We start from the raw sequence: 19,629 nt of genomic DNA, 5'->3' as shown, positions 1-19,629 counted from the left end.
CAGTCCTGTAGATCAGCTTAGCGAAGCGTAAGCTGACCTTCCTCCACCCGCAGGTGAGCCGTTCGTCACATGGCGTCGCGCTTGATCCGTCCCTGCTCGTCGTCCGTCCAGGCCGGCAGGACGTGAGCGGCCGACACCTCAAGCAGGGTCAGGCGCTTCCTGCCCTTTGGCCCGGTGCCCCGGCTGATGTCGCGCAGTCGCACCTGCGGGGCAACCTCGTCCGGGCTGATTGCCAGCCTCTCGTCCTGTCGGTCAAGCTGGCCCAGGCGCTCCCATTCTTTCTCCCAGGCCAGGACGTAGTACGGTTCGGTCGGGGTCGTCGCGGGTGCGTAGAACGGGATGCGCCGGTCGGCATAGAACAGCGCTCCGCTGTCAAAGCAGCGATAGAAGAACAGCGGCCGTGGGCCGATCTGTGAAACAACCCGCTGCATGAACGGCCGGTAGGTCCGGGCGGCGGCAATCGTCGGCTGAATGACGTGGTTGACGAGCAGGAACAGGCTGGTCGTGAAGACCGCCAGCGCTCCGAACACGGCCTTCCAGGCGCGGCGGCGCAAACCCACGACCAGCCAGAGCATTGCTCCGCTGACGCCCAGCAGCCATGCGCCGAAGGCCAGGGGATGGGAGGCGACAACTCCGCTGAACAGCGGCAGGTTACTCCTGTCCTTGGGGTGTAGCAGGGGACGAATCAGGGCAAATGGGTCCAGGCCGCCGGCTTCAGCCAGCACCCCGGCCACCGCGATGAGGATGACACCGGCACTGACATAGCCGGCCGCCTGGATAAGTCGCTCGAATCCGCGCGGCAGCTCGACCTCACCCCGGCGTAGCGCCTGCCACCAGGCTCCGAGCAACAGAGCCGCGGCCGGATACAGGGGCAGGATATACACGCTGCGTTTGCTGCTCGAAGCTGAGTAGAACACAAACACGGTCGTAAACCAGACAAGCGGGAACAGGAACTGGTGCTGGACCCAGCGCTCGCGCGAGCGGTAGAGAAAATAGACCAGCGGCGGCAAGAAAAAACTCCACGGCGCCATGCCCATGAACAGGTTGGGAAGAAAGTAGTAGAAGGGATGCTCGTGTCCGGCACCGGCCGCCCCGCTGGAAAGAAAACGCAGGACGTTCTCTTTCAGAATCTGCTTTTCAAAAAACGCCTCACCGCCCTGCCACAGTGCCAGCCCATACCATGAGCCGGCCACACCCAGGTACAGCAGCCCGCCGCTGAGCAGGTGTATGCGGCGCAGGAAGCCGATGTCCCGGCGCAGCAGCAAAAACACGCAGACGATCAACCCCGGCAACACGCCGCCGACCGGCCCTTTGGCCAGGCTGGCCAGGCCGGCCAGGCCGTAGAAGCCGAGTACATGGGTCCAGGAGAAACGCCCGTTGCGGTAGCCTGACCAAAAGCTCAACACCGCTGCCACCATGAAGAAGCTCAGGGTCATATCGACCCGTGCCGTAGTCGCGGCCCGGAACCATTCAAAGCTGGTGGCTAGAATAATCCCGGCCAGCAGTCCGGCCTCGACCCCCCACAGGGCTACTCCAGTGTAATACGTCAGCAACACGCCCAGCACCGCTAGCAGGGCCGACGGGAGGCGAATCGTCAGCTCGTTCGGCTCTCCCCCGAGATGGCTCGCCAGCGCGCCGAGCCAGTGAAAGAGCGGCGGTTTTGAGGGGATGATATGACCGTTGCGCAGGGGCAGGATCCATTCCCCGTGGGTCGTGATCTCCCACACCACGGTGGCTTCCCGGGGCTGGCCCTTGGTGTAGAAAGGCAGGTCGCCCAGCCCCCAGACGTACAGGCTGAGGCACAGGCAGGCGAGGCCGAGAGCGGCGGGCAGCGGGCGCACGGACCTGGATTCTCAGTCCGCCGAGGCGGACGGCGGGTCGGCTGGTGTCGGCAACAGGGCAACCAGAGCCAGGCGATGCTTTTTATCCGGTCCCCGCCCGTGGCTGGTGACCAGATGCTCCAGGCGGGACGATTCTGTTGGCGGCAGGCGCTGCCAGTCCTCCTCGCGCATGAGCAGATACAGCTGTGAGGCGTGGTTCGTCGCCAGCTGGGTCAAGTCCTGGGTGTAGGACGGAATACGCCGGTCGGCATAAAAGTTCGCGCCGTAGTCGTAGGCGTTCTGATAGAAGTACAGCGGTGCGTCCTGCACGGTTGAGCGAGCCCCCAGCATGAACGGTTTATAGGTCCGCTCTTTGGCCAAAATAGGATGGAAGAGCGCGTTGGTGAAATACAGGGAGGAGGACATGAGGACAGTCAGGGCGGCGAACACCCACATCCATTGCTCCCGCTTAAAGCCCACAAAATACCAGCCGAGCGCAGACGCCAGGATGGCCAGCCAGGCCATGACGACCGGGAAATGGCTCTGGAGGCCGTGGGCAACCAGGGGCAGGTTGGCCTGATCGCGGGGATGCAAAAACGGAGAGACGAGATGGGCCAGATCGACCCCGGATCCGTGGGCCAGCAGACTCACGACAATGACCGCAAATCCGCCGCCCAGCAGCACGGCCGAGGCTTTGCTGAGACGTAACACGGCGGGCGAGAAGGCGGCGGCCCGATCCATCAACTCCTGCCACCACACTCCCAGCAAGAGGGCCAGCGCCGGATACACGGGCAGGATGTAATTGCTGCGCTTGCCGGACGCCAGACTGAAAAACAGGAGTTCAACCCCACACCAGATCATCAAATAGCGAGACTTGGCGTCGCCCCGACCGTGGGAGCGGTACAGGACGTAGATCAGGGCCGGAAAGAACAGGCTCCAGGGGAGCATGCCGGCGCATAAGGTTGGCACATAGTAGTAAAAAGAGTGATCCCGACTCGGCCCGCCCTGCTCGCTGGCAAAAAAGCGAAAGACATTCTCGTCCAGAATTTGGCGCGAGACAAACTCGCCGCCGCCCTGGGCCGTGGCCAGCACATACCACGACGCCGCAATCACAACCATGACCAGCGAGCCGCCCACCAGCTTCATCTGCCAGATGAACTGGAGGTCGCGGCGCTCGGCCAGAAAAGCGACAATGACCAGGACCGGCAGCAGGAAACCCAGCGGCCCTTTGGCCAGGATCGCCAGCCCCAGACTCGCATAGAACACGTACACAAGGCTGCGCCGGCTGGCGCGTTCCTGCCACAGCTGGAAAAAGCTCAGCATGGCTGCGGTCATGAAAAAGACCAGCAGCATGTCGCTCCGGGCGTGAATAGCCCAGCGTGCCCACTCCGGCGAGGTGACCAGAATCAGCGCGGCAAACAGCCCCACCCGCCAGCTCCACCAGGCTTGGCCGCAGAAGAACGTCAACACCACCGCAGCAGTGGCGGCAAAAGCCGAGGGCGCCCGCACGGCGAACTCGCTGACCTGACCGCCAAGCAGTGAGATACCGGCCCCGATCCAGTGGAACAGTGGCGGCTTGAGCGGCATCTCGGTGCCGTTGCGCCGGGGCAGAATCCAGCCGCCGTCGTTGACGATCTCCCAGACGATCAGCGCTTCTTTCGACTCTTCGTAATTATAGAACGGGATCCGACCAAGTTCCCAGAAATAGAGCAGGAAACACAGCAGCAGCAGGCCGCCGACCGTGCGTCTGGTGCGCCGTGTCTCAGGCATGGCGCACCTCGCCGCCCGCCCGCTCTGCTCCCGGCCGTGTCCCAGGTATCAAGCCTGTTGGCCCAGTCGTGGTGGTGGCCTGTTGGCGGCTGAACAAACGGCCGGCCCAGACCTCAGCGTGGTTCCTCACGTTTCAGCACCCGGTATGCCGTCAAGAGTTGATCGACCCGTTCTTGCTCGGAAGAATAGCGTTTCAGACCGAGAAAAAGCTTGACTAACTCATCCTCCCCCGCCTCCTCCGCCGGTTGCAGCACTTTGAGTAACTCGTCCACCAGGTTTGGAAATTTTTCGCTCGGAATGTAGTAGTGGGCCCAACCAAACTCGCAGTGACGGTGCAAGATCTTGGCAATCATCTTCTCCAGCGAATCCCGTCCTGCCATGAAACCAGATCCTCCGTACACCCCGCCTGACCAGCTTGTGTCTCCAGCCCCCACTCCTCGGTGCGCCGCCACCTTAATGCCTCCACCGGTTGGAGTCAAGATAAAGGGGAGCGCCGGCCGCGGGCCTCTTGCCTCAGACCCGGCTTTTTGTCACAAGGGCCGACCATGGCTCGCCAGTCTGCCGTTCTGCGGCTGAGCCGCATTGCCCCTCCGGCGACCGTCCGGGCGCTGCAACGCCGGCTGCTGGCCTGGTACGGCCAGCACGGCCGCGATCTGCCGTGGCGTCGGACCCGCGACCCCTACGCGATTCTGGTCTCCGAGGTCATGCTGCAACAGACCCAGGTGCAGCGCGCACTGCTGTACTATGAAAAATTCCTGTCCCGCTACCCGACGGTGGAGGATTTGGCCAGAGCCGATGAACCCGAGGTGCGCGAAACCTGGCACGGGCTCGGCTACTATGCCCGCGCCCGCAACCTGCAATCGACCAGCCGGAAAATCGTCGCCGAGCATGACGGACGCTTTCCCGACACGCCCGAAGAGCTGCAAAAACTGCCCGGGATCGGTCCCTATACGGCCGGTGCGGTATCGAGCTTTGCCTTTCATCACCACGCCGCCATCCTCGACACCAACGCCGCCCGGGTGCTGAGTCGCTTCTTTGACCTGCCCGAGACGTACCAAACGCCCCGCTTTTTGTGGTCCGTGGCCCGCCACGTCACCCCGCTCGGCCAGGCCCACATCTTCAATCAGGCGATTATGGATATTGGCGCGACCGTCTGTACGGCGCGGGCTCCGCGCTGCCCGGCCTGCCCGCTGCGGCCGGTGTGTCGGACGGTGCGGCGGGAAAAAGCGACAAAAAGCTAAGCCCGTCCGACGGACCAGGGCAGTATTTGACGGCTCCGGTCGGGTGGCCTATAGTGGGGTCCCGCAAGCACAGTTCCCCAGAAATTCGACCGTGTAACCGAATATGGCTTGGGTGTGGAAGTTATCGCTCTCATTCCGGCACGCTACGGCTCTACGCGTTTTCCAGGAAAACCGCTGGCCCTGCTGCGTGGCAAGCCGATGATTCAGCACGTCTACCAGCAGACCTGCCAGGTGCCGGGCGTGGACCGGGTGATGGTGGCGACCGATGATGAGCGGATTGCCGCTGCGGTGCGGGCCGTGGGTGGCCAGGTGGCCATGACCCGGGCCGATCATCCGACCGGGACGGACCGCCTGGCCGAGGTCGCCGCCGGCCTGCGGGCCGACCTGATTGTCAACGTGCAGGGGGATCTGCCCTTTTTCCCGCCGGCCATGGTCGGGGACGCGGTGAGCGCGCTTGAACACAGCCCGACCGCAGCTATGGCAACGGTCAGGACACCGATTCACAGCCGTGAGGAGTGGCACAACCCCAACGTGGTGAAGGTCGTGACCGACCGGGACGGGTTTGCCGTGTATTTTTCGCGCAGCCCGATTCCGTTCTACCGCCAGCCGCCCAGTTCAGACCAGGCGACGGACCAGATATGGGGCTACCGCCACATCGGGCTGTATGTGTATCGTCGGGACTTTCTGCTGACCTTCAGCAGGCTGGTGCCAACTCCCCTGGAGGAGGCCGAAAAGCTCGAACAGCTTCGGGCTCTGGAGTGGGGCTATAAAATTCGGGTGACGGAGACGGAACGCCCGACGGTTGAGGTTGACACACCGCTCGACCTGCGTCGTGCAGAGGAGATGTTGCCATGACGACTGCTGGCAGAGCAGGACGCAAGACAAAATTCATCTTTGTCACCGGGGGGGTTGTTTCGTCCTTGGGCAAGGGCTTGGCTGCGGCCTCGCTGGGTGGCTTATTGGAGAGCCGAGGCCTGAATGTCACCCTGCTGAAGATGGACCCGTATATCAACGTCGATCCCGGTACCATGAATCCCTTTCAGCACGGGGAGGTGTTTGTAACCGACGACGGGGCCGAGACCGACCTCGATCTGGGACACTACGAACGTTATGTTTCGACCTCGCTGGGTCGCCAAAACAGCTTTACCACCGGTCAGGTGTACGACACGGTCATTGCCCAGGAACGTCGTGGAGACTATCTGGGCGGCACGGTTCAGGTCATTCCCCACATCACGGACGAGATCAAACGGCGTATCCTGAACGCGGCCAAAGGCTTTGACGTTGCCATCTGCGAGGTCGGCGGCACGGTCGGGGACATCGAGAGTCTGCCCTTTCTCGAGGCGATTCGCCAGTTTCGCTGGGACTGGGGACGCGAGCACGTCTTATACCTCCATCTGACCCTGGTGCCTTTTATTTCAGCGGCCGGTGAACTCAAGACCAAACCCACCCAGCACAGCGTCAAAGAGCTGACCAGTATGGGGATTCAGCCCGACGTGTTGCTGTGCCGCACGGATCGCTACCTGGATCACAAGGTCAAGGCCAAGATCGCCCATTTCTGCAATGTTGATGAGCACGCGGTGATTACGGCCAAGGACGTGGATTGCATCTACGAGGTCCCGCTGGTCTTTCATCAAGAGGGGCTCGATCAGTGTATCGTCGATAAGCTGAACATGTGGACCGGCACCCCGGACCTGAGCCGCTGGGAAAAAGTCGTGCGGACGTTTCAGCAGCCGCAAGACCAGGTGCGGATCGCCATGATCGGCAAATACGTCGAGCTGATTGACTCGTACAAGAGCCTCAACGAAGCCCTGGCCCATGGCGGCTTTGCCAATGAGTGTCGGGTCGAGGTGGACCATATCGACTCCGAACAGCTTGAGGCCGGCGAGTTTCCGGACGCGCTCGGCCAGGCCGACGGTGTACTGGTCCCGATGGGCTTTGGCCAGCGTGGCACCGAGGGCAAGATTACGGCCGTCCGCTACGCCCGCGAAGGGGGCGTACCGTTTCTGGGCATCTGCTTCGGCATGCAAATGGCGGTGATCGAGTTCAGCCGCAACGTGTGCGGTCTGGACAAGGCCAACTCGGCCGAGATCGACCCGGACACGCCCCATCCGGTGATCGCCCTCATGGCTGAGCAGAACCAAGTCCTGGAAAAAGGCGGCACCATGCGCCTCGGCGCCTACCCCTGCACCGTGCTGGACAGCAGTCTCGCGGCCAGCGTGTACGGCAAGAAGCGGATCTCAGAACGGCACCGCCACCGCTATGAATTCAACAACGCCTATCGCCACCAGCTCAGCCAGAAAGGACTGATCTTCAGCGGCCTGTCCCCCGACCGGAGCCTGGTCGAAATCGTCGAGCTACACGACCACCCGTGGTTTATCGGCGTCCAGTTCCACCCCGAGTTCAAATCGCGCCCGTTCGACTGTCATCCCCTGTTCAAAGGTTTTATTCAGGCTGCCCGGCAGCGCCGGGCCGGCTATGGCGCAGCTCCCCCGCTGCGGGCTGAATATGCTGCGTCCGCTCTTCCCAAGTCAAAGCTCAGGCTGGGTCACGTCCAGGGCAAGGCCGAGAGCGTATGATCCGCGAGTGTCAGCCCGACGCCGTTCCGATCGGTCGCCTGCTGTGTGGCCAGGCCCGGCCGTTCGTGCTGATGGCCGGCCCATGCGTCATCGAGAGCCGGGACTCTGCCCTGCACCACGCCCAGGCGCTGAAAACCGTGACCGACCGTCTACAGGTCCCGCTGGTGTATAAATCCTCGTACGATAAGGCCAATCGGACCTCGGTGGAGTCCTTCCGGGGGCCGGGCCAGGACGAGGGGCTGCGGATCCTGGCCAGCGTGAAACGCGAGCTGGAGGTGCCGATTCTGACCGATGTGCATACGCCCCAAGAGGTTCGGGCGGCAGCAGAAGTAGCCGATATTGTACAGATTCCGGCCTTTCTGTGCCGTCAGACCGACCTGCTTGTGGCGGCCGGCCAGAGCGGTCGAGTGGTCAATATCAAGAAGGGTCAGTTTGTGGCTCCTCATGATATCGCCCACGCCGCCGACAAGGTCGCCTCAACCGGTAATCGGCACATTCTGCTGACCGAACGGGGGGCCAGTTTTGGCTATAATTATCTCGTCTCGGACTTTCGCGCGCTGCCGATCATGGCCCGCAGCGGCTACCCCGTGGTGTATGACGCCACCCACAGCGTGCAGCTGCCCGGAGGACAGGGGACGAGTTCGGGCGGTCAGCGAGAATTCATCGCCCCGCTGGCCCGGGCGGCCGTTGCGGTCGGTATTGACGGTCTGTTCATGGAGGTTCACTGCAACCCGGACCAGGCTCGCAGCGATAGCGCGAGCGTGTTTCCTCTGGACCAGCTCGAAGCCCTGCTGCGGACCTTGCAGCGTCTCGACCAACTGGTGAAAGCCTAGAAGGTGTCCCCCGGGGTCTGAGCCGACGGGGCGGGTCTACCCTTTGCCCGGTGTGGCGGAGGTGGTATGGTGCTTGCTCGGGTGGTTCCACAATGAATCGAAATCAGGCACGTTTTGTTATCGGTCTTGTTATCGTGTGCGTCTTGGGTGGGCTGGGCATGGGGCTGTGGCACCAGCGTCAGGACGAGCAGGAGCTGCCGACCGTGGCCTCGTCCGGCGGGGACCAGCGGATGCAGAACTTCCGGCGGGTCAAAATGCGCGACGGAAAGAAAATCTGGGAAATCGCCGCCACCCAGGCGCGTTTTTTCGAAGACAGCAGGGAGCTGCTGGTCGATTCGCCGACCATGTCGCTGTACCTCGACAGCGGTGAGGTGATTGCCCTGCGGTGCCGAGAAGGCCGGGTCACCCTCGGCGAGGGTATGCAGGAGGTCGTGCGGATGAAGCTGAGCGGCGATCTGGAAATGCGGATCGGCGATTTTTCTCTCAAGACCCAAACCGCGCTGTACGACAGCGCTCAGAATACGGTCTCGGCACCGGATGTGGTCCACGTTACCGGCCAGGATCTGAGCGTTGAAGCCCGGGGCTACCGGATAGTGGTGGACGAGAAGCGGGTGACCCTCCACGCCGAAGTCCATACCACGCTGACCAGGGAAGAGGGCTGATGGGCATGTGTACGCGCGTGTGGCGATCCCTGTCGGCCCAGGTTCGGACCGGCCGCTGGCTGGTGTCCGCCGGCCTAGTTCTCTTCCTGCTGGTCGGACACCCCGGCGGCAGCCCGGCCCAGGTTCCCGACACGGACCAAAGCCTGATCGCCTCCCTGTCTTTCGCCGACAGCAATCAGCCCATCGACATCCGCTCCCAGCGTCTCGAGTTCTTATACGCCGAAAAACGGGTCCAATATCAGGACGGAGTCGTGGCGACCCAGGGTGAGGTGACCCTGACCTGTAATCTGCTGACGGTCAGCTATGAAGAGCCGGCCGAGTCAGACGGCACGCCGCAGTCGTCCCCGCCGTCCACTACCTCCCAACAGCGTCTCAGGGAGATTGTTGCCGAGGGCGATGTCAGGCTGGAGTCCGAAAGCGGCTACGCAACCGGCAAACGGCTGGTGTTCGATCAGACCAAACGGACGGTCACCCTGAGCGGCGATGCCGTGCTGCACGAGGGCGTCAACCAGGTCAGCGGTGACCAGGTTATCGTCTATCTTGACGAGCGGCGGAGTGTGGTCGAAGGCCGGGCGCGCATGCGGCTCATTCCAGGCTCAAACGACACAGGAACGACATCTCAGTGAGTGCGGAGCCAGTCTTGCGTGGCGAAGGACTGCATAAGGCCTACGCCAGACGGCCCGTGCTGCGCAATGTCACGGTCGAGGTCAAGGGCGGCGAGGTAGTCGGCCTGTTGGGGCCGAACGGGGCGGGAAAAACCACCACGTTTTCCATCATTGTCGGCATCATCCGTCCCGACCAGGGTCGCGTCTGCTTCAACGACCAGGACTTTACCTCTCTGCCCATGCACCAGCGTGCGCGCAAAGGCGTGACGTATCTGCCCCAGGAGTCGTCGATCTTCCGCAAGCTGACGGTTGAGGAGAATCTGCTGGCTATCCTCGAGACCCTGGACCTGACAAAGAACCAGCGCCGGGAACGCCTTGAACAGCTGCTGGCCGACCTGCATATCGGCCATTTGGCCAAAAATCGGGCCGATTCGCTGTCCGGCGGGGAGCGACGCCGGGTCGAAATCTCACGCGCCCTGGTCATGGATCCGACCTTTATGCTGCTCGACGAACCTTTTGCCGGGATTGATCCCCTGTCGGTGGTCGATATCCAGGATATTATCGTCCAGCTGCGGACACGCGGCATCGGCGTGCTGGTGACCGACCATAATGTCCGCGAGACGCTGAGTATCTGTGACCGCGCCTATATCCTGAGTGACGGCGAGGTGTTTGAAGAAGGCACGCCCGCAGAACTGACCACCAGCACGCGCGCCCGACAGGTGTATCTGGGCGAGCGCTTCCGCTTATGAGATCGGCGCTCACACCAAAGAAGACACGCGCATGGCCTTAGAAGTCCGACTCCAACAAAAACTCCAGCAAAAGCTGGTCATTACGCCCCAGCTACAGCAGGCCATCAAGATTTTGCAGCTGCCCCGGGACGAGTTGGATATCCTGATTCATGACGAACTCGACCAAAACCCGGTACTCGGGGTCGAGGCTGTTGAGGCGGCCAGCGAGCAGGAGGCGGCGCTGCTCGACGGTCCGCCGACCGCCGCCCAGGAGTCGGTCCAAGAGAAAAGTGCCCAAGAGGAGATCGACTGGCATACTTATCTGGAAAGCTATAACAACGATTTGCCGTCCCTGCCGCCGTCCGGCGGCGAGGAGGTGGACGAAGAGCGGCCGAGTCTGGTTGAAAATCATCCCAACCGTCCCGAATCCCTGGAACAGCACCTGTCCGACCAGCTCCGTTTCTCCAAGCTGAGCCCTGAGGAACAGCACATTGCCTCGCTGATTATTGGTGAGCTTGATATTGACGGCTATTTATCGACCCCGCTGGTCGATATTGCCGCCCAGAGCGCTACAGACCTGGCCACACCGGTCGAGGTCGGGCAGGTCGAACGGGTTTTGGAGCTGATTCAGACCTGTGACCCGCCCGGGGTCGGGTCTCGTGACCTGCGTGAGTGCCTGCTGCACCAGCTGCGTTTGCAGCAGACCGAGGCCGGAGACGATCCGGTGTGCGAGCTGGCCCTGCGCGTCGTCGAGAGCCACCTCGGTCTGCTCGAAGAGCGGGACAGCGAGCGTCTGGCCAAAACCTTGCAGGTGAGCGGCGAACAGCTGGAGTGCGCCATCCGTCTGATTGCCAGCCTGGAGCCCAGGCCGGGCCGCAATTTCGGCGAGGGCGACGTCAGCTATATCACGCCGGACGTGTACGTGCACAAGGTCGGCGATGAGTATGTCGTCACGCTCAACGAAGACGGCCTGCCGCGCCTCAAGGTCAACGCCTCCTACCGCCGCTTTCTGCACAGCCCGGACGGCGCGGCCAAAGAGTATGTGCGGGGGAAATTGCGCGCTGCCGCCTGGCTGATCAAGAGCATCCACCAGCGTCAGCGGACCCTGCTGCTGGTTGCCCAGAGCATCGTCAAGTTCCAACAGGATTTCCTGACCTACGGGGTATCCCGGATGCGCCCCCTGGTGTTGCGCGACGTGGCGGACGAAGTCGGTATCCACGAGTCAACCGTCAGCCGCGCGATTGCCAATAAGTATATTGCCACCCCGCGCGGCATTGAGGCGCTCAAGAATTTCTTCACCACCGGCCTCAGGGGTAACAACGGTCAGGACATTGCGGCGAGTAGCGTCAAGGAGCGTATCCGGCAGCTGATCCAGGCCGAGGAGAGCGGCCGGCCGCTGAGCGACGAGGCCATTGCCCGTCAGCTGGCGGCCGAGCATATCACCATCGCACGCCGCACGGTGGCCAAATATCGCGAGACGCTCCATATTCTGCCGTCATCAAAACGCAGGAAACTGCGCTAGAACGCGGCCCGGACGAAACACGATAAGGACGGAATCCCATGCGTGTGGTCGATATCCTGAGTCAAGAACTCATTGTTCCCCAGCTGCGCAGCACGACCAAGACCGATGTCCTCCACGAGCTGTCCCAACAGCTGGCCGCCCACTACCCGCATATCAACGCCCAGAGCCTGTTGGCGGTTCTGCTCGAACGGGAGCGGCTGGGCACAACGGCCATTGGCGAGGGGATTGCCATCCCCCACGGCAAGCTGGCCGGACTCAAAGATGTCGTGGCCGTCTTTGGCCGCAGTTCGTCGGGCATTGACTGTCAGTCCCTGGACGGCGCCCTGACCCGGCTGTTTTTCCTGCTTGTCGCGCCCGAGGACTCGGCCGGTGTGCATCTCAAGGCCCTGGCCCGGGTGTCCCGCCTGCTCAAGGACAAGGCGTTTCGGGAGCGTCTGCTGCAGGGCCAGAGCCAGGCCGACCTGTTCCGGCTGATCTCTCAGGAGGACACCAAGCTGTGAGTGCTCCGCCCGCCGCCAGTCCGCCGCCAGCAGCGACGCCCCTGCACGTCCTGATCGTGACCGGTCTGTCCGGCTCGGGCAAGAGCACGGCGATTCACGCCCTGGAAGACCTGGGGTTTTACTGTATCGACAATCTGCCGGTGACCCTCATCCCCCAGTTCCTGAGCCTGTGCGAGAACAGCCATCAACCCATCGACCGGATCGGCCTGGGCATTGATGTCCGCGAGCGGGTCTCGCTGAACGAATATCCGACCGTGCTGGCCGACCTGCGCCGTCACGGCCGGCAGCTCGATATTGTCTACCTCGAGGCGGCCGACGAGATCGTTATCCGCCGCTTCAGCGAAACCCGCCGTCCCCATCCGGCGGCCGACGAGGGGAGCATCATCTCGGGCATTCGGATCGAGCGTCAGCGGCTGGCCGGCCTGCGGGCGCTGGCCGGCCAGGTGCTCGATACCTCGGCCCTGACCGTCCACGAGTTGCGCCAACACATGCGGCGGCTTGTCAGCCGCCGCTCGCACCACCCCAGCGCGCTGTTGGTGACCATCGAGTCCTTCGGCTATAAGTACGGCATTCCGACCGATGCGGACCTGATGTTTGATGTGCGCTTTCTGCCCAATCCGTTTTTTGTCGAAGAGCTGCGACCCAAAACCGGCCGTTCACCGGACGTGGCGGCTTTCGTCCTCGGCTGTCCCGAAGCCGAGCGTTTTCTGGCCCAGGTGAGCGAGCTGCTGGTCTCCAGCCTGCCCCTGTACGTCCGCGAGGGCAAAAGCTATCTGACCCTGGCCATTGGCTGTACGGGCGGTCGGCATCGCTCGGTAGCGGTGGCCGAAGAACTCGGTCGTCGCCTGGCCGACGGTGGCTATACCGCCCATATCCATCACCGCGACCAGTATCGCTGAGCGCGTCCCCGGGTCGCCGCACAGACATGACACCGCCGCCCACCCTTGTTCGCCTGACCCTGGCCCATCCCGAGGGCTTGCACGCCCGGGTGGCCGCGCTGTGGGTCCAGAGTCTGCGCGGCTGTGAGGTAGAGGTCACGGTCAGCTGGGACGGTCGGACGGTGAACGGCCGGAGTGTGATAGAGTTGCTGACCCTGGGCGCCCCACACGGCAGCGTGCTCGAAGTGCGGATCAGCGGGCCGGATGCCGAGGCCGCCCTGGTCGCCCTGCGTCGGGTGGTCGAACCGCCTGACGCCGACTAGCCCTTGACGCTGGAACGGGGATTCTATTAGATGCGCCGTGCGATACGAGACCCCAACATCAAACAAGGAGAGGGCTGATGGCGGGAAAAGATTTTCTGTTTACCTCGGAGTCGGTATCCGAGGGCCATCCGGACAAAATGTGCGATCAGATTTCGGACGGGATCCTGGACGGACTGCTGGCCCAGGACCCGGACAGCCGGGTCGCCTGCGAAACCCTGATCAAAACAGGCATGGTGGTGGTGGCGGGAGAGATCACCTCCGAGGCCCGCATTGACTACGCCGACATCGTGCGCCGGACAGTACGTGATATCGGCTTCGATCATTCGTCGCTGGGATTTGACGGCAATACCTGCGCCGTCCTGACCGCGCTCGACCGTCAGTCGCCCGACATCTCCCAGGGCGTCACCGCCGGCCAGGGCTTGCACACCGAACAGGGGGCCGGCGACCAGGGCATGATGTTCGGCTTTGCCTGCGATGAAACCAAGGAATTCATGCCGTTTCCGATTTATACCGCCCATCGCCTGGTCCAGGAGATGGCTGCGGCCCGTAAACGGGGCGAGATCGCCTTTCTGCGCCCGGACGGCAAGTCGCAGGTCACCGTCGAGTACCGCGATGGTCGGCCGGTTCGGGCCGATACGGTCCTGATCTCGACCCAGCACGACCCGGATGCCGACTACAAGACGATCAGAGAGGTGGTGGTTGAAGACATCGTCAAAAAGGTCGTGCCGCCCGAGTTCCTGGACGGCGAGACGTCTTTTCTGGTCAATCCGACCGGCCGTTTCGTGAACGGCGGTCCGTTTGCCGACTGTGGCTTGACCGGCCGCAAGATCATCGTCGATACCTACGGCGGGATGGGTCGCCACGGTGGTGGGGCATTCTCCGGCAAAGACCCCAGCAAGGTTGATCGTTCGGCCGCGTATATGGCCCGCTATATTGCCAAGAATATCGTGGCCGCCGAACTGGCCGCGCGCTGCGAGGTGCAGATGGCCTACGCCATCGGTATGGCCAGGCCGGTCGGCGTCTTTATCGATACCTTCGGCACCGGCGTCCTGCCCGATGAGCGCCTGGCCGAGATTGTCGATAAGGAGTTTGACCTGCGGCCGGCCGAGATCATTCAGACCCTGGGCCTTAAGCGGCCGATTTTCCAGTCCACGGCGTCCTACGGCCACTTTGGCCGTCCGCCCCAGGGCGAATTGTTCAGCTGGGAGCGACTCGACCGGGTCGATATGCTCAAGCGGGCGGCCAGCTGAAGCCCGGCCGCTCACACAGAAAAGAGGATATATGACTGCTCGTAAGGGAGATGTCAAAGATCTCGGCCTGGCCGGCGCGGGCCAGAAACGCATAGACTGGGCCGACCAGCACATGCCGGTGCTGCGCCAGGTGCGCCAGGAGTTCGCCCGCACCAAACCGCTCAAGGGCCTGCGTGTGTCGGCCTGCTTGCACGTCACCACCGAAACCGCCAACCTGATGCGGACCCTCAAGGCCGGCGGGGCGAGCATCATGCTGTGCGCCTCGAACCCGCTCTCGACCCAGGACGATACGGCCGCCGCCCTGGTCGCCCGTGAAGGGATTCCGACCTATGCCATCCGGGGCGAGAACAATAAGACCTACTACAAGCATTTGCACGCCGTGCTGGGTCAGGGGCCGACTGTGACCCTTGACGACGGCGCCGACCTGGTGTCGCTGCTGCACACCGATGCCAGCTACGAGGAGCAGCTCGGGCGGCTGGTCGCCAGCATGGAAGAGACCACGACCGGGGTCATTCGCCTGCGCGCCATGGAGAACAACGGCGTGCTCAGGTTGCCGGTCATCGCGGTCAACGACGCGGCCACCAAGCAGCTGTTCGACAACCGCTACGGCACCGGACAATCGACCCTGGACGGCGTGCTGCGGGCGACCAATATCTTGCTGGCCGGCAAAGTGATCGTGATCGCCGGCTACGGCTGGTGCGGCAAAGGCGTGGCCAGCCGGGCGCGCGGCCTGGGCGCTCAGGTGATCGTAACCGAGATTGACCCGATCCGCGCCCTGGAGGCTGCCATGGACGGCTTTCGGGTCATGCCGATGCTGGAAGCCGCCCGCCAGGGTGACATCTTCGTCACCCTCACCGGCGATACCAGCGTGCTCCGCCGTGAACACTTCCGGGTGCTCAAAGACGGCGCCATTCTGTGCAACTCGGGCCATTTCGACGTGGAGATCGACGTCAAGGCGCTGACCAAAATGGCCAAAAAGGTTGAAAAGAACCTGCGCTCCAACCTCGACTGTTATCATCTGTCCCAGAAACGACGCGTCTACCTGTTGGGCGAGGGACGGCTGGTCAACCTGGCTGCGGCCGAGGGCCACCCGGCCTCGGTCATGGACATGAGCTTTGCCACCCAGGCGCTGAGCGTCAGCTGGGCGGTCGAGCACCGCCAGGACCTCGACGCCCGCGTCCACGCCGTACCGCAGGAAGTCGAGGACACGGTCGCCAGCCTGAAGCTGGCCAGCATGGATATCCGGCTGGACACGCTGACCGCCGCCCAAAAGCGCTATCTTGCGTCCTGGGAGTTCGGCACCTGAGATCAGCCTATGCCAGTCGCCCTGCACCAGACCGACCTGACAGGTCCGGCCAGTCCGGCTGGCGTTGTCCTGCCCCCCCTGCCGTCGGCCGACCTGGATGGCGGAGCCGGCTCAAATTTCGACCTCAAAAAAATCAGCCAGGAGTATATCGGCCAGCTGCGTAAGGTCCTGGCCGGCCAGCAGCGAGCCGGCCTCGGAGGTGGCGAGCTGGTCCGCTACTACACCGTCCATATTGACCGTTTGATCCAGTATCTGTTCGACGCAGCCACCCAGCTCTACGCCCGACGTTATACCCGCCTCCAGCAACGCTGCGCGGTTCTGGCCCAGGGCGGCTATGGCCGGGGCGAACTCAACCCCTATTCGGACCTCGATCTGCTGTTCCTCTACCACTGGAAAATCACCCCGTATGTCGAGACGATATGCGAGATGGTCTACTACAGCCTGATCGATTCCGGGCTTGTCGTCGGCCATGCGGTGCGCACCGTGCGCACCTGTACCCGCCTGGCCGCCCAGGACTTGCAGGTCAAGACCTCGCTGCTCGACGCCCGGCCCCTGTGCGGCGACGCGCAGCTGAGCCAGGACTTTGCGCAGGCCCTCGAGCGGGAGATTCTCGGCAAACAGCCCCGGCGTTTTTCTCAGGACAAGGCCGAGGAGAGCCGTCGGCGCCACGAGCAGCACGGCAACTCGCCCTACACGCTTGAGCCCAACGTCAAGGAGAGTCCGGGCGGTCTGCGTGACCTCCACACCGCCTGGTGGCTGGCCCGGGTCAAGTTCAAGGTGCGCAGCTGGCACGAGTTGTTCCAGAAGGGGATCGTGTCCCAACACACGCTGAGTCAGGTCGAAGCCGCGCGTGACTTTGTGTGGCGGGTGCGCAACGGCATGCACCTGGCCACCCGCAGCGAGCACGATCAGCTGACGGTTGAGCAACAGGACGAACTCGCCCCCCAACTCGGTTTCGCCGATGCGGCCGGCTTCATGTACGAATACTACCGCCACGCCACCAGCCTGCACGGCTTCTCGAACTTCATGCTGGAGCAGTGCCTGGAGCCTCCCCGGCTGTCTTTTTTCCGCCGCCGGCGGGGACGCGACATTCGGCCCGGGGTCAGAATCGCCGACCAGAGCCTGAGCGTCACCAAACCCGAAATCCTGACCGACGAGCCGGTCAACATGGTGACGGTTTTTCACGACGCCCAGCGCCACGGCGTGCGTGTGTCGCGCGCGACCCAGCAGCTCGTGCGCGACACGCTTGACCGCCTGCCGTCCAGCGCTGGAGAAAGCCCGGCCGTGCGCAGCGCCCTGTATGCGGTGCTGAACTGGAAACAGGGGGTGGCAGACACCCTGTGGCTGATGCACAGCCTGGGCGTGCTGGGTTGGATTCTGCCCGAGTTCGGCAACATGCAGTGGCGCATCCAGCGCGACCTGTATCACGTCTACACCGTTGATGAGCACACCCTGTACGGTGTGGCCGCCCTGGAACAGCTGCGCGAGGGACGCTTCAAGGAGGACCTGCCGCTGCTGACCCAGGTCATGCGCGAAATCGACCGGGTCGAGCTGCTGTTCCTGTCCATGCTGTACCACGACGTGGGTAAGGGCCACGGCAGCGAACACGACCAGCGCAGTGCGGCCATGGTCCGCCGGGCGGCCGAGCGCTGGGGGATGGCCGAGGACGACGCCCACGAGTGGTATCTGCTGGTCCAGCACCACCTGCTGATGTCGTATATTGCCCAGCGCCGCGATATTTCCGACGACGCCTTGATTGCCGAGTTTGCCCGGACTGTTGAAACCCAGGACGTGCTCAAAAAGCTGTATCTGCTGACCTTCGCCGATATGAAAGCGGTCGGCCCCAAGGTCTGGAACAGCTGGAAGGCCGGTTTGCTCAACGAGCTGTATCTGCGCACCCTGGAGCGCTTTGAGACCGGCCTGTCGGTCGAAGAAGACCCCCAGGCCCGCGTCCGGCGCCGCAAAGATGCGCTGGCGGCCCTGCTGCCGAGCCAGGGCCAAGCCGCCCCAGACCAGATTCGGGCCTTTTTGGCCGACATGCCGGACAGCTATTTCCTGTCCACCCCCGAAGAGAACATCCCCGACCATTTCCGCCTGATTACCCGTTTTAGCCAGACTACGGACGGACCGCAGGACGAGCCGTATCGGCTCGTCCTGGCCCATTTTCCCGAGCGCGAGTACAGCGAGCTGACCATTGTGACCCGCGACCGGCCGGGTTTGTTTGCGCTGTTGACCGGTGTGCTGGCGGCCAATAATCTGAACGTTGCCAGCGCCCGTATCTCCACCAGTCGGGACGGCATTGCGCTGGACGTTTTTCGTGTGTCCCACCTTGGGCGCGCCGAGGTCGTCATGGACACCGAGCTGTGGGCTCGGCTGCAGACCCGCCTCGAGGCGGTCTTGCGCGGACAACGGACGCTTGAGGATCTGCTCCAGACCATCCGTTCCCCGTCCTATCTCAAGAAGCGCTACGGTCGCATCCCGACCGAAGTCACAGTCGATAATGACGGCTCGCCGGTGTATACGGTCATTGATGTCACCGCGCCCGATCAGACCGGCTTCCTGTTTCGGGTCACCGCAGCGCTCTTCCAACTCGGGCTGCTTATCCATCTGGCCAAGATCACGACCAATGTGAATCAGGTTTTGGATGTCTTCTATGTGACCGACAGCCGGGGCGGCAAGATCGACGCCCCGGACCAACTCGCCGCCGCCCTGCGGCAGCGGATTGTTGATGCGGAGGGGGAGGGCTGATGGGGGAGCAAGACGCTCAGAGCGAGGCGATAACGGCCAGCGACACCTGCGCCGACGCATTTCTCAACTATATGACGGTCGAGAAGGGCTTGGCCAAAAATACCATCCTGGCCTACAGCCGGGATGTGGGCGAGTTCTGCCGCTATCTGCACGACCAGGGGCTGGACGACCTGCGCCAGGCCGGGCCGCGGCACGTGATCGGCTTTCTGACCGCAGTCCGCGAGCGGGGGCTGTCGGCGCGCAGCCAGGCCCGGATGCTCACCGTGCTGCGGGGCTTATACCGTTTTTTACAGCGCGAGGCTCTGCTGCCCGGAGCCGACCCGACCGCCCAGCTGCCGTTGCCCAAAATCGGCCGTCGGCTGCCCCAGGCGCCGTCCCAGGTTCAGGTCGAGGCCCTGCTCAAGGCGCCCGACACCTCGACCCCGCTGGGGCTCCGCGACCGGGCCATGCTCGAACTGCTGTACGCCACCGGTCTGCGCGTTTCCGAACTGGTCGGCCTCGACCTCAGCCAGCTCAATCTGGAGGCCGGCTTTGTGCGCGTGCGGGGCAAGGGCGAGCGCGAGCGCGTGGTGCCGCTCGGTGGGCAGGCCAAGGCTCACCTCGAAACCTATCTCAGCCAGGCCCGGCCGGCGCTCTTAAAGCATCGGACGAGTTCTGCGGTGTTTCTGACCCGCTCTGCCAAACCCTTAAGCCGCCAGGGATTCTGGCGGCTGCTCAAACAGTACGCCAGCCAGGCGGCCGACGGCGGAGCGGTCTATCCGCACGCGCTGCGCCACGCATTTGCCACCCATCTGCTCGAAGGCGGGGCAGACCTGCGGGCGGTCCAGTCCATGCTGGGCCACGTCGATATTGCCACCACCCAGATCT

The 19,629-nt window shown here is 63.3% G+C and carries 18 protein-coding genes; 15 read left to right on the top strand and 3 right to left on the bottom strand.

Annotated features, from left to right (window positions below; genetic code table 11):
* Positions 1-65: 65 nt before the first annotated feature.
* The 3 genes from J4F42_04685 to J4F42_04675 all read right to left on the bottom strand — a co-directional run bounded on the left by J4F42_04685 (position 66) and on the right by J4F42_04675 (position 3,970).
* Positions 66-1,841 carry a glycosyltransferase family 39 protein gene (locus tag J4F42_04685; GenBank protein ID MCE2484783.1) on the bottom strand — a complete coding sequence of 592 codons (1,776 nt, stop codon included), beginning with the start codon at positions 1,839-1,841 and terminating at the stop codon, positions 66-68.
* Positions 1,842-1,853: 12 nt separating this feature from the next.
* Positions 1,854-3,590 (bottom strand): glycosyltransferase family 39 protein, encoded by a 1,737-nt coding sequence (locus tag J4F42_04680; protein ID MCE2484782.1) that lies wholly within the window; start codon positions 3,588-3,590, stop codon positions 1,854-1,856.
* 113 nt (positions 3,591-3,703) lie between these two features.
* Entirely contained in the window at positions 3,704-3,970 is a 267-nt protein-coding gene (locus J4F42_04675) for a hypothetical protein (GenBank protein MCE2484781.1), read from the bottom strand.
* A gap of 165 nt (positions 3,971-4,135) precedes the next feature.
* On the opposite strand from J4F42_04675, the gene J4F42_04670 reads away from it, so the two are divergent.
* From J4F42_04670 to J4F42_04600, 15 genes are all read left to right on the top strand, one after another.
* Entirely contained in the window at positions 4,136-4,831 is a 696-nt protein-coding gene (locus tag J4F42_04670) for an A/G-specific adenine glycosylase (protein MCE2484780.1), read from the top strand.
* A 114-nt stretch (positions 4,832-4,945) separates the two neighbouring features.
* Positions 4,946-5,686: a 3-deoxy-manno-octulosonate cytidylyltransferase gene (gene kdsB / locus J4F42_04665; protein MCE2484779.1), complete on the top strand. Its 741-nt coding sequence runs from the start codon at positions 4,946-4,948 to the stop codon at positions 5,684-5,686.
* A complete protein-coding gene (locus J4F42_04660) occupies positions 5,683-7,407 on the top strand; it encodes a CTP synthase (GenBank protein ID MCE2484778.1) in 1,725 nt (574 codons plus the stop codon). The genes kdsB and J4F42_04660 overlap by 4 nt, the downstream gene beginning before the upstream one ends.
* Positions 7,404-8,240: a 3-deoxy-8-phosphooctulonate synthase gene (gene kdsA / locus J4F42_04655; GenBank protein ID MCE2484777.1), complete on the top strand. Its 837-nt coding sequence runs from the start codon at positions 7,404-7,406 to the stop codon at positions 8,238-8,240. Before J4F42_04660 ends, kdsA begins: the two co-directional genes overlap by 4 nt.
* Positions 8,241-8,332: 92 nt before the next feature.
* Positions 8,333-8,902 carry an LPS export ABC transporter periplasmic protein LptC gene (lptC, locus tag J4F42_04650; GenBank protein ID MCE2484776.1) on the top strand — a complete coding sequence of 190 codons (570 nt, stop codon included), beginning with the start codon at positions 8,333-8,335 and terminating at the stop codon, positions 8,900-8,902.
* Positions 8,902-9,528, top strand: a complete 627-nt coding sequence (locus J4F42_04645) for a hypothetical protein (GenBank protein MCE2484775.1) — start codon at positions 8,902-8,904, stop codon at positions 9,526-9,528. Before lptC ends, J4F42_04645 begins: the two co-directional genes overlap by 1 nt.
* A complete protein-coding gene (gene lptB / locus J4F42_04640) occupies positions 9,525-10,256 on the top strand; it encodes an LPS export ABC transporter ATP-binding protein (protein ID MCE2484774.1) in 732 nt (243 codons plus the stop codon). Before J4F42_04645 ends, lptB begins: the two co-directional genes overlap by 4 nt.
* A gap of 31 nt (positions 10,257-10,287) precedes the next feature.
* Positions 10,288-11,757, top strand: coding sequence for an RNA polymerase factor sigma-54 (gene rpoN, locus J4F42_04635; protein MCE2484773.1), 1,470 nt, complete (start codon positions 10,288-10,290; stop codon positions 11,755-11,757).
* 38 nt (positions 11,758-11,795) lie between these two features.
* Positions 11,796-12,257 carry a PTS sugar transporter subunit IIA gene (locus tag J4F42_04630; GenBank protein ID MCE2484772.1) on the top strand — a complete coding sequence of 154 codons (462 nt, stop codon included), beginning with the start codon at positions 11,796-11,798 and terminating at the stop codon, positions 12,255-12,257.
* Positions 12,254-13,156: an RNase adapter RapZ gene (gene rapZ, locus J4F42_04625; GenBank protein MCE2484771.1), complete on the top strand. Its 903-nt coding sequence runs from the start codon at positions 12,254-12,256 to the stop codon at positions 13,154-13,156. Before J4F42_04630 ends, rapZ begins: the two co-directional genes overlap by 4 nt.
* A gap of 26 nt (positions 13,157-13,182) precedes the next feature.
* Positions 13,183-13,458 (top strand): HPr family phosphocarrier protein, encoded by a 276-nt coding sequence (locus tag J4F42_04620; protein ID MCE2484770.1) that lies wholly within the window; start codon positions 13,183-13,185, stop codon positions 13,456-13,458.
* 77 nt (positions 13,459-13,535) lie between these two features.
* Positions 13,536-14,708: a methionine adenosyltransferase gene (gene metK, locus J4F42_04615; GenBank protein MCE2484769.1), complete on the top strand. Its 1,173-nt coding sequence runs from the start codon at positions 13,536-13,538 to the stop codon at positions 14,706-14,708.
* Positions 14,709-14,739: 31 nt separating this feature from the next.
* Positions 14,740-16,014 (top strand): adenosylhomocysteinase, encoded by a 1,275-nt coding sequence (locus tag J4F42_04610; GenBank protein MCE2484768.1) that lies wholly within the window; start codon positions 14,740-14,742, stop codon positions 16,012-16,014.
* 9 nt (positions 16,015-16,023) lie between these two features.
* Positions 16,024-18,762: a [protein-PII] uridylyltransferase gene (gene glnD, locus J4F42_04605; GenBank protein ID MCE2484767.1), complete on the top strand. Its 2,739-nt coding sequence runs from the start codon at positions 16,024-16,026 to the stop codon at positions 18,760-18,762.
* On the top strand, positions 18,762-19,629 hold an 868-nt coding region (locus tag J4F42_04600; GenBank protein MCE2484766.1), incomplete at its 3' end, for a site-specific tyrosine recombinase XerD. The genes glnD and J4F42_04600, both read left to right, overlap by 1 nt.

It is taken from the genome of Desulfurellaceae bacterium (assembly GCA_021296095.1).
GTDB lineage: Bacteria > Desulfobacterota > Binatia > Bin18 > Bin18 > JAAXHF01.
This window is presented reverse-complemented; position numbering and strand designations above follow the sequence as displayed.

Excerpts from the sequence above, each read along its gene's own strand:
- kdsA (MCE2484777.1), top strand. The coding sequence starts at position 7,404 with ATGATCCGCGAGTGTCAGCCCGACGCCGTTCCGATCGGTCGCCTGCTG.
- glnD (MCE2484767.1), top strand. The coding sequence starts at position 16,024 with ATGCCAGTCGCCCTGCACCAGACCGACCTGACAGGTCCGGCCAGTCCG.
- J4F42_04675 (MCE2484781.1), bottom strand. The coding sequence starts at position 3,970 with ATGGCAGGACGGGATTCGCTGGAGAAGATGATTGCCAAGATCTTGCAC.
- metK (MCE2484769.1), top strand. The coding sequence starts at position 13,536 with ATGGCGGGAAAAGATTTTCTGTTTACCTCGGAGTCGGTATCCGAGGGC.
- J4F42_04660 (MCE2484778.1), top strand. The coding sequence starts at position 5,683 with ATGACGACTGCTGGCAGAGCAGGACGCAAGACAAAATTCATCTTTGTC.
- J4F42_04630 (MCE2484772.1), top strand. The coding sequence starts at position 11,796 with ATGCGTGTGGTCGATATCCTGAGTCAAGAACTCATTGTTCCCCAGCTG.
- J4F42_04670 (MCE2484780.1), top strand. The coding sequence starts at position 4,136 with ATGGCTCGCCAGTCTGCCGTTCTGCGGCTGAGCCGCATTGCCCCTCCG.
- J4F42_04645 (MCE2484775.1), top strand. The coding sequence starts at position 8,902 with ATGGGCATGTGTACGCGCGTGTGGCGATCCCTGTCGGCCCAGGTTCGG.
- lptC (MCE2484776.1), top strand. The coding sequence starts at position 8,333 with ATGAATCGAAATCAGGCACGTTTTGTTATCGGTCTTGTTATCGTGTGC.
- rpoN (MCE2484773.1), top strand. The coding sequence starts at position 10,288 with ATGGCCTTAGAAGTCCGACTCCAACAAAAACTCCAGCAAAAGCTGGTC.
- J4F42_04680 (MCE2484782.1), bottom strand. The coding sequence starts at position 3,590 with ATGCCTGAGACACGGCGCACCAGACGCACGGTCGGCGGCCTGCTGCTG.
- J4F42_04610 (MCE2484768.1), top strand. The coding sequence starts at position 14,740 with ATGACTGCTCGTAAGGGAGATGTCAAAGATCTCGGCCTGGCCGGCGCG.
- J4F42_04620 (MCE2484770.1), top strand. The coding sequence starts at position 13,183 with ATGACACCGCCGCCCACCCTTGTTCGCCTGACCCTGGCCCATCCCGAG.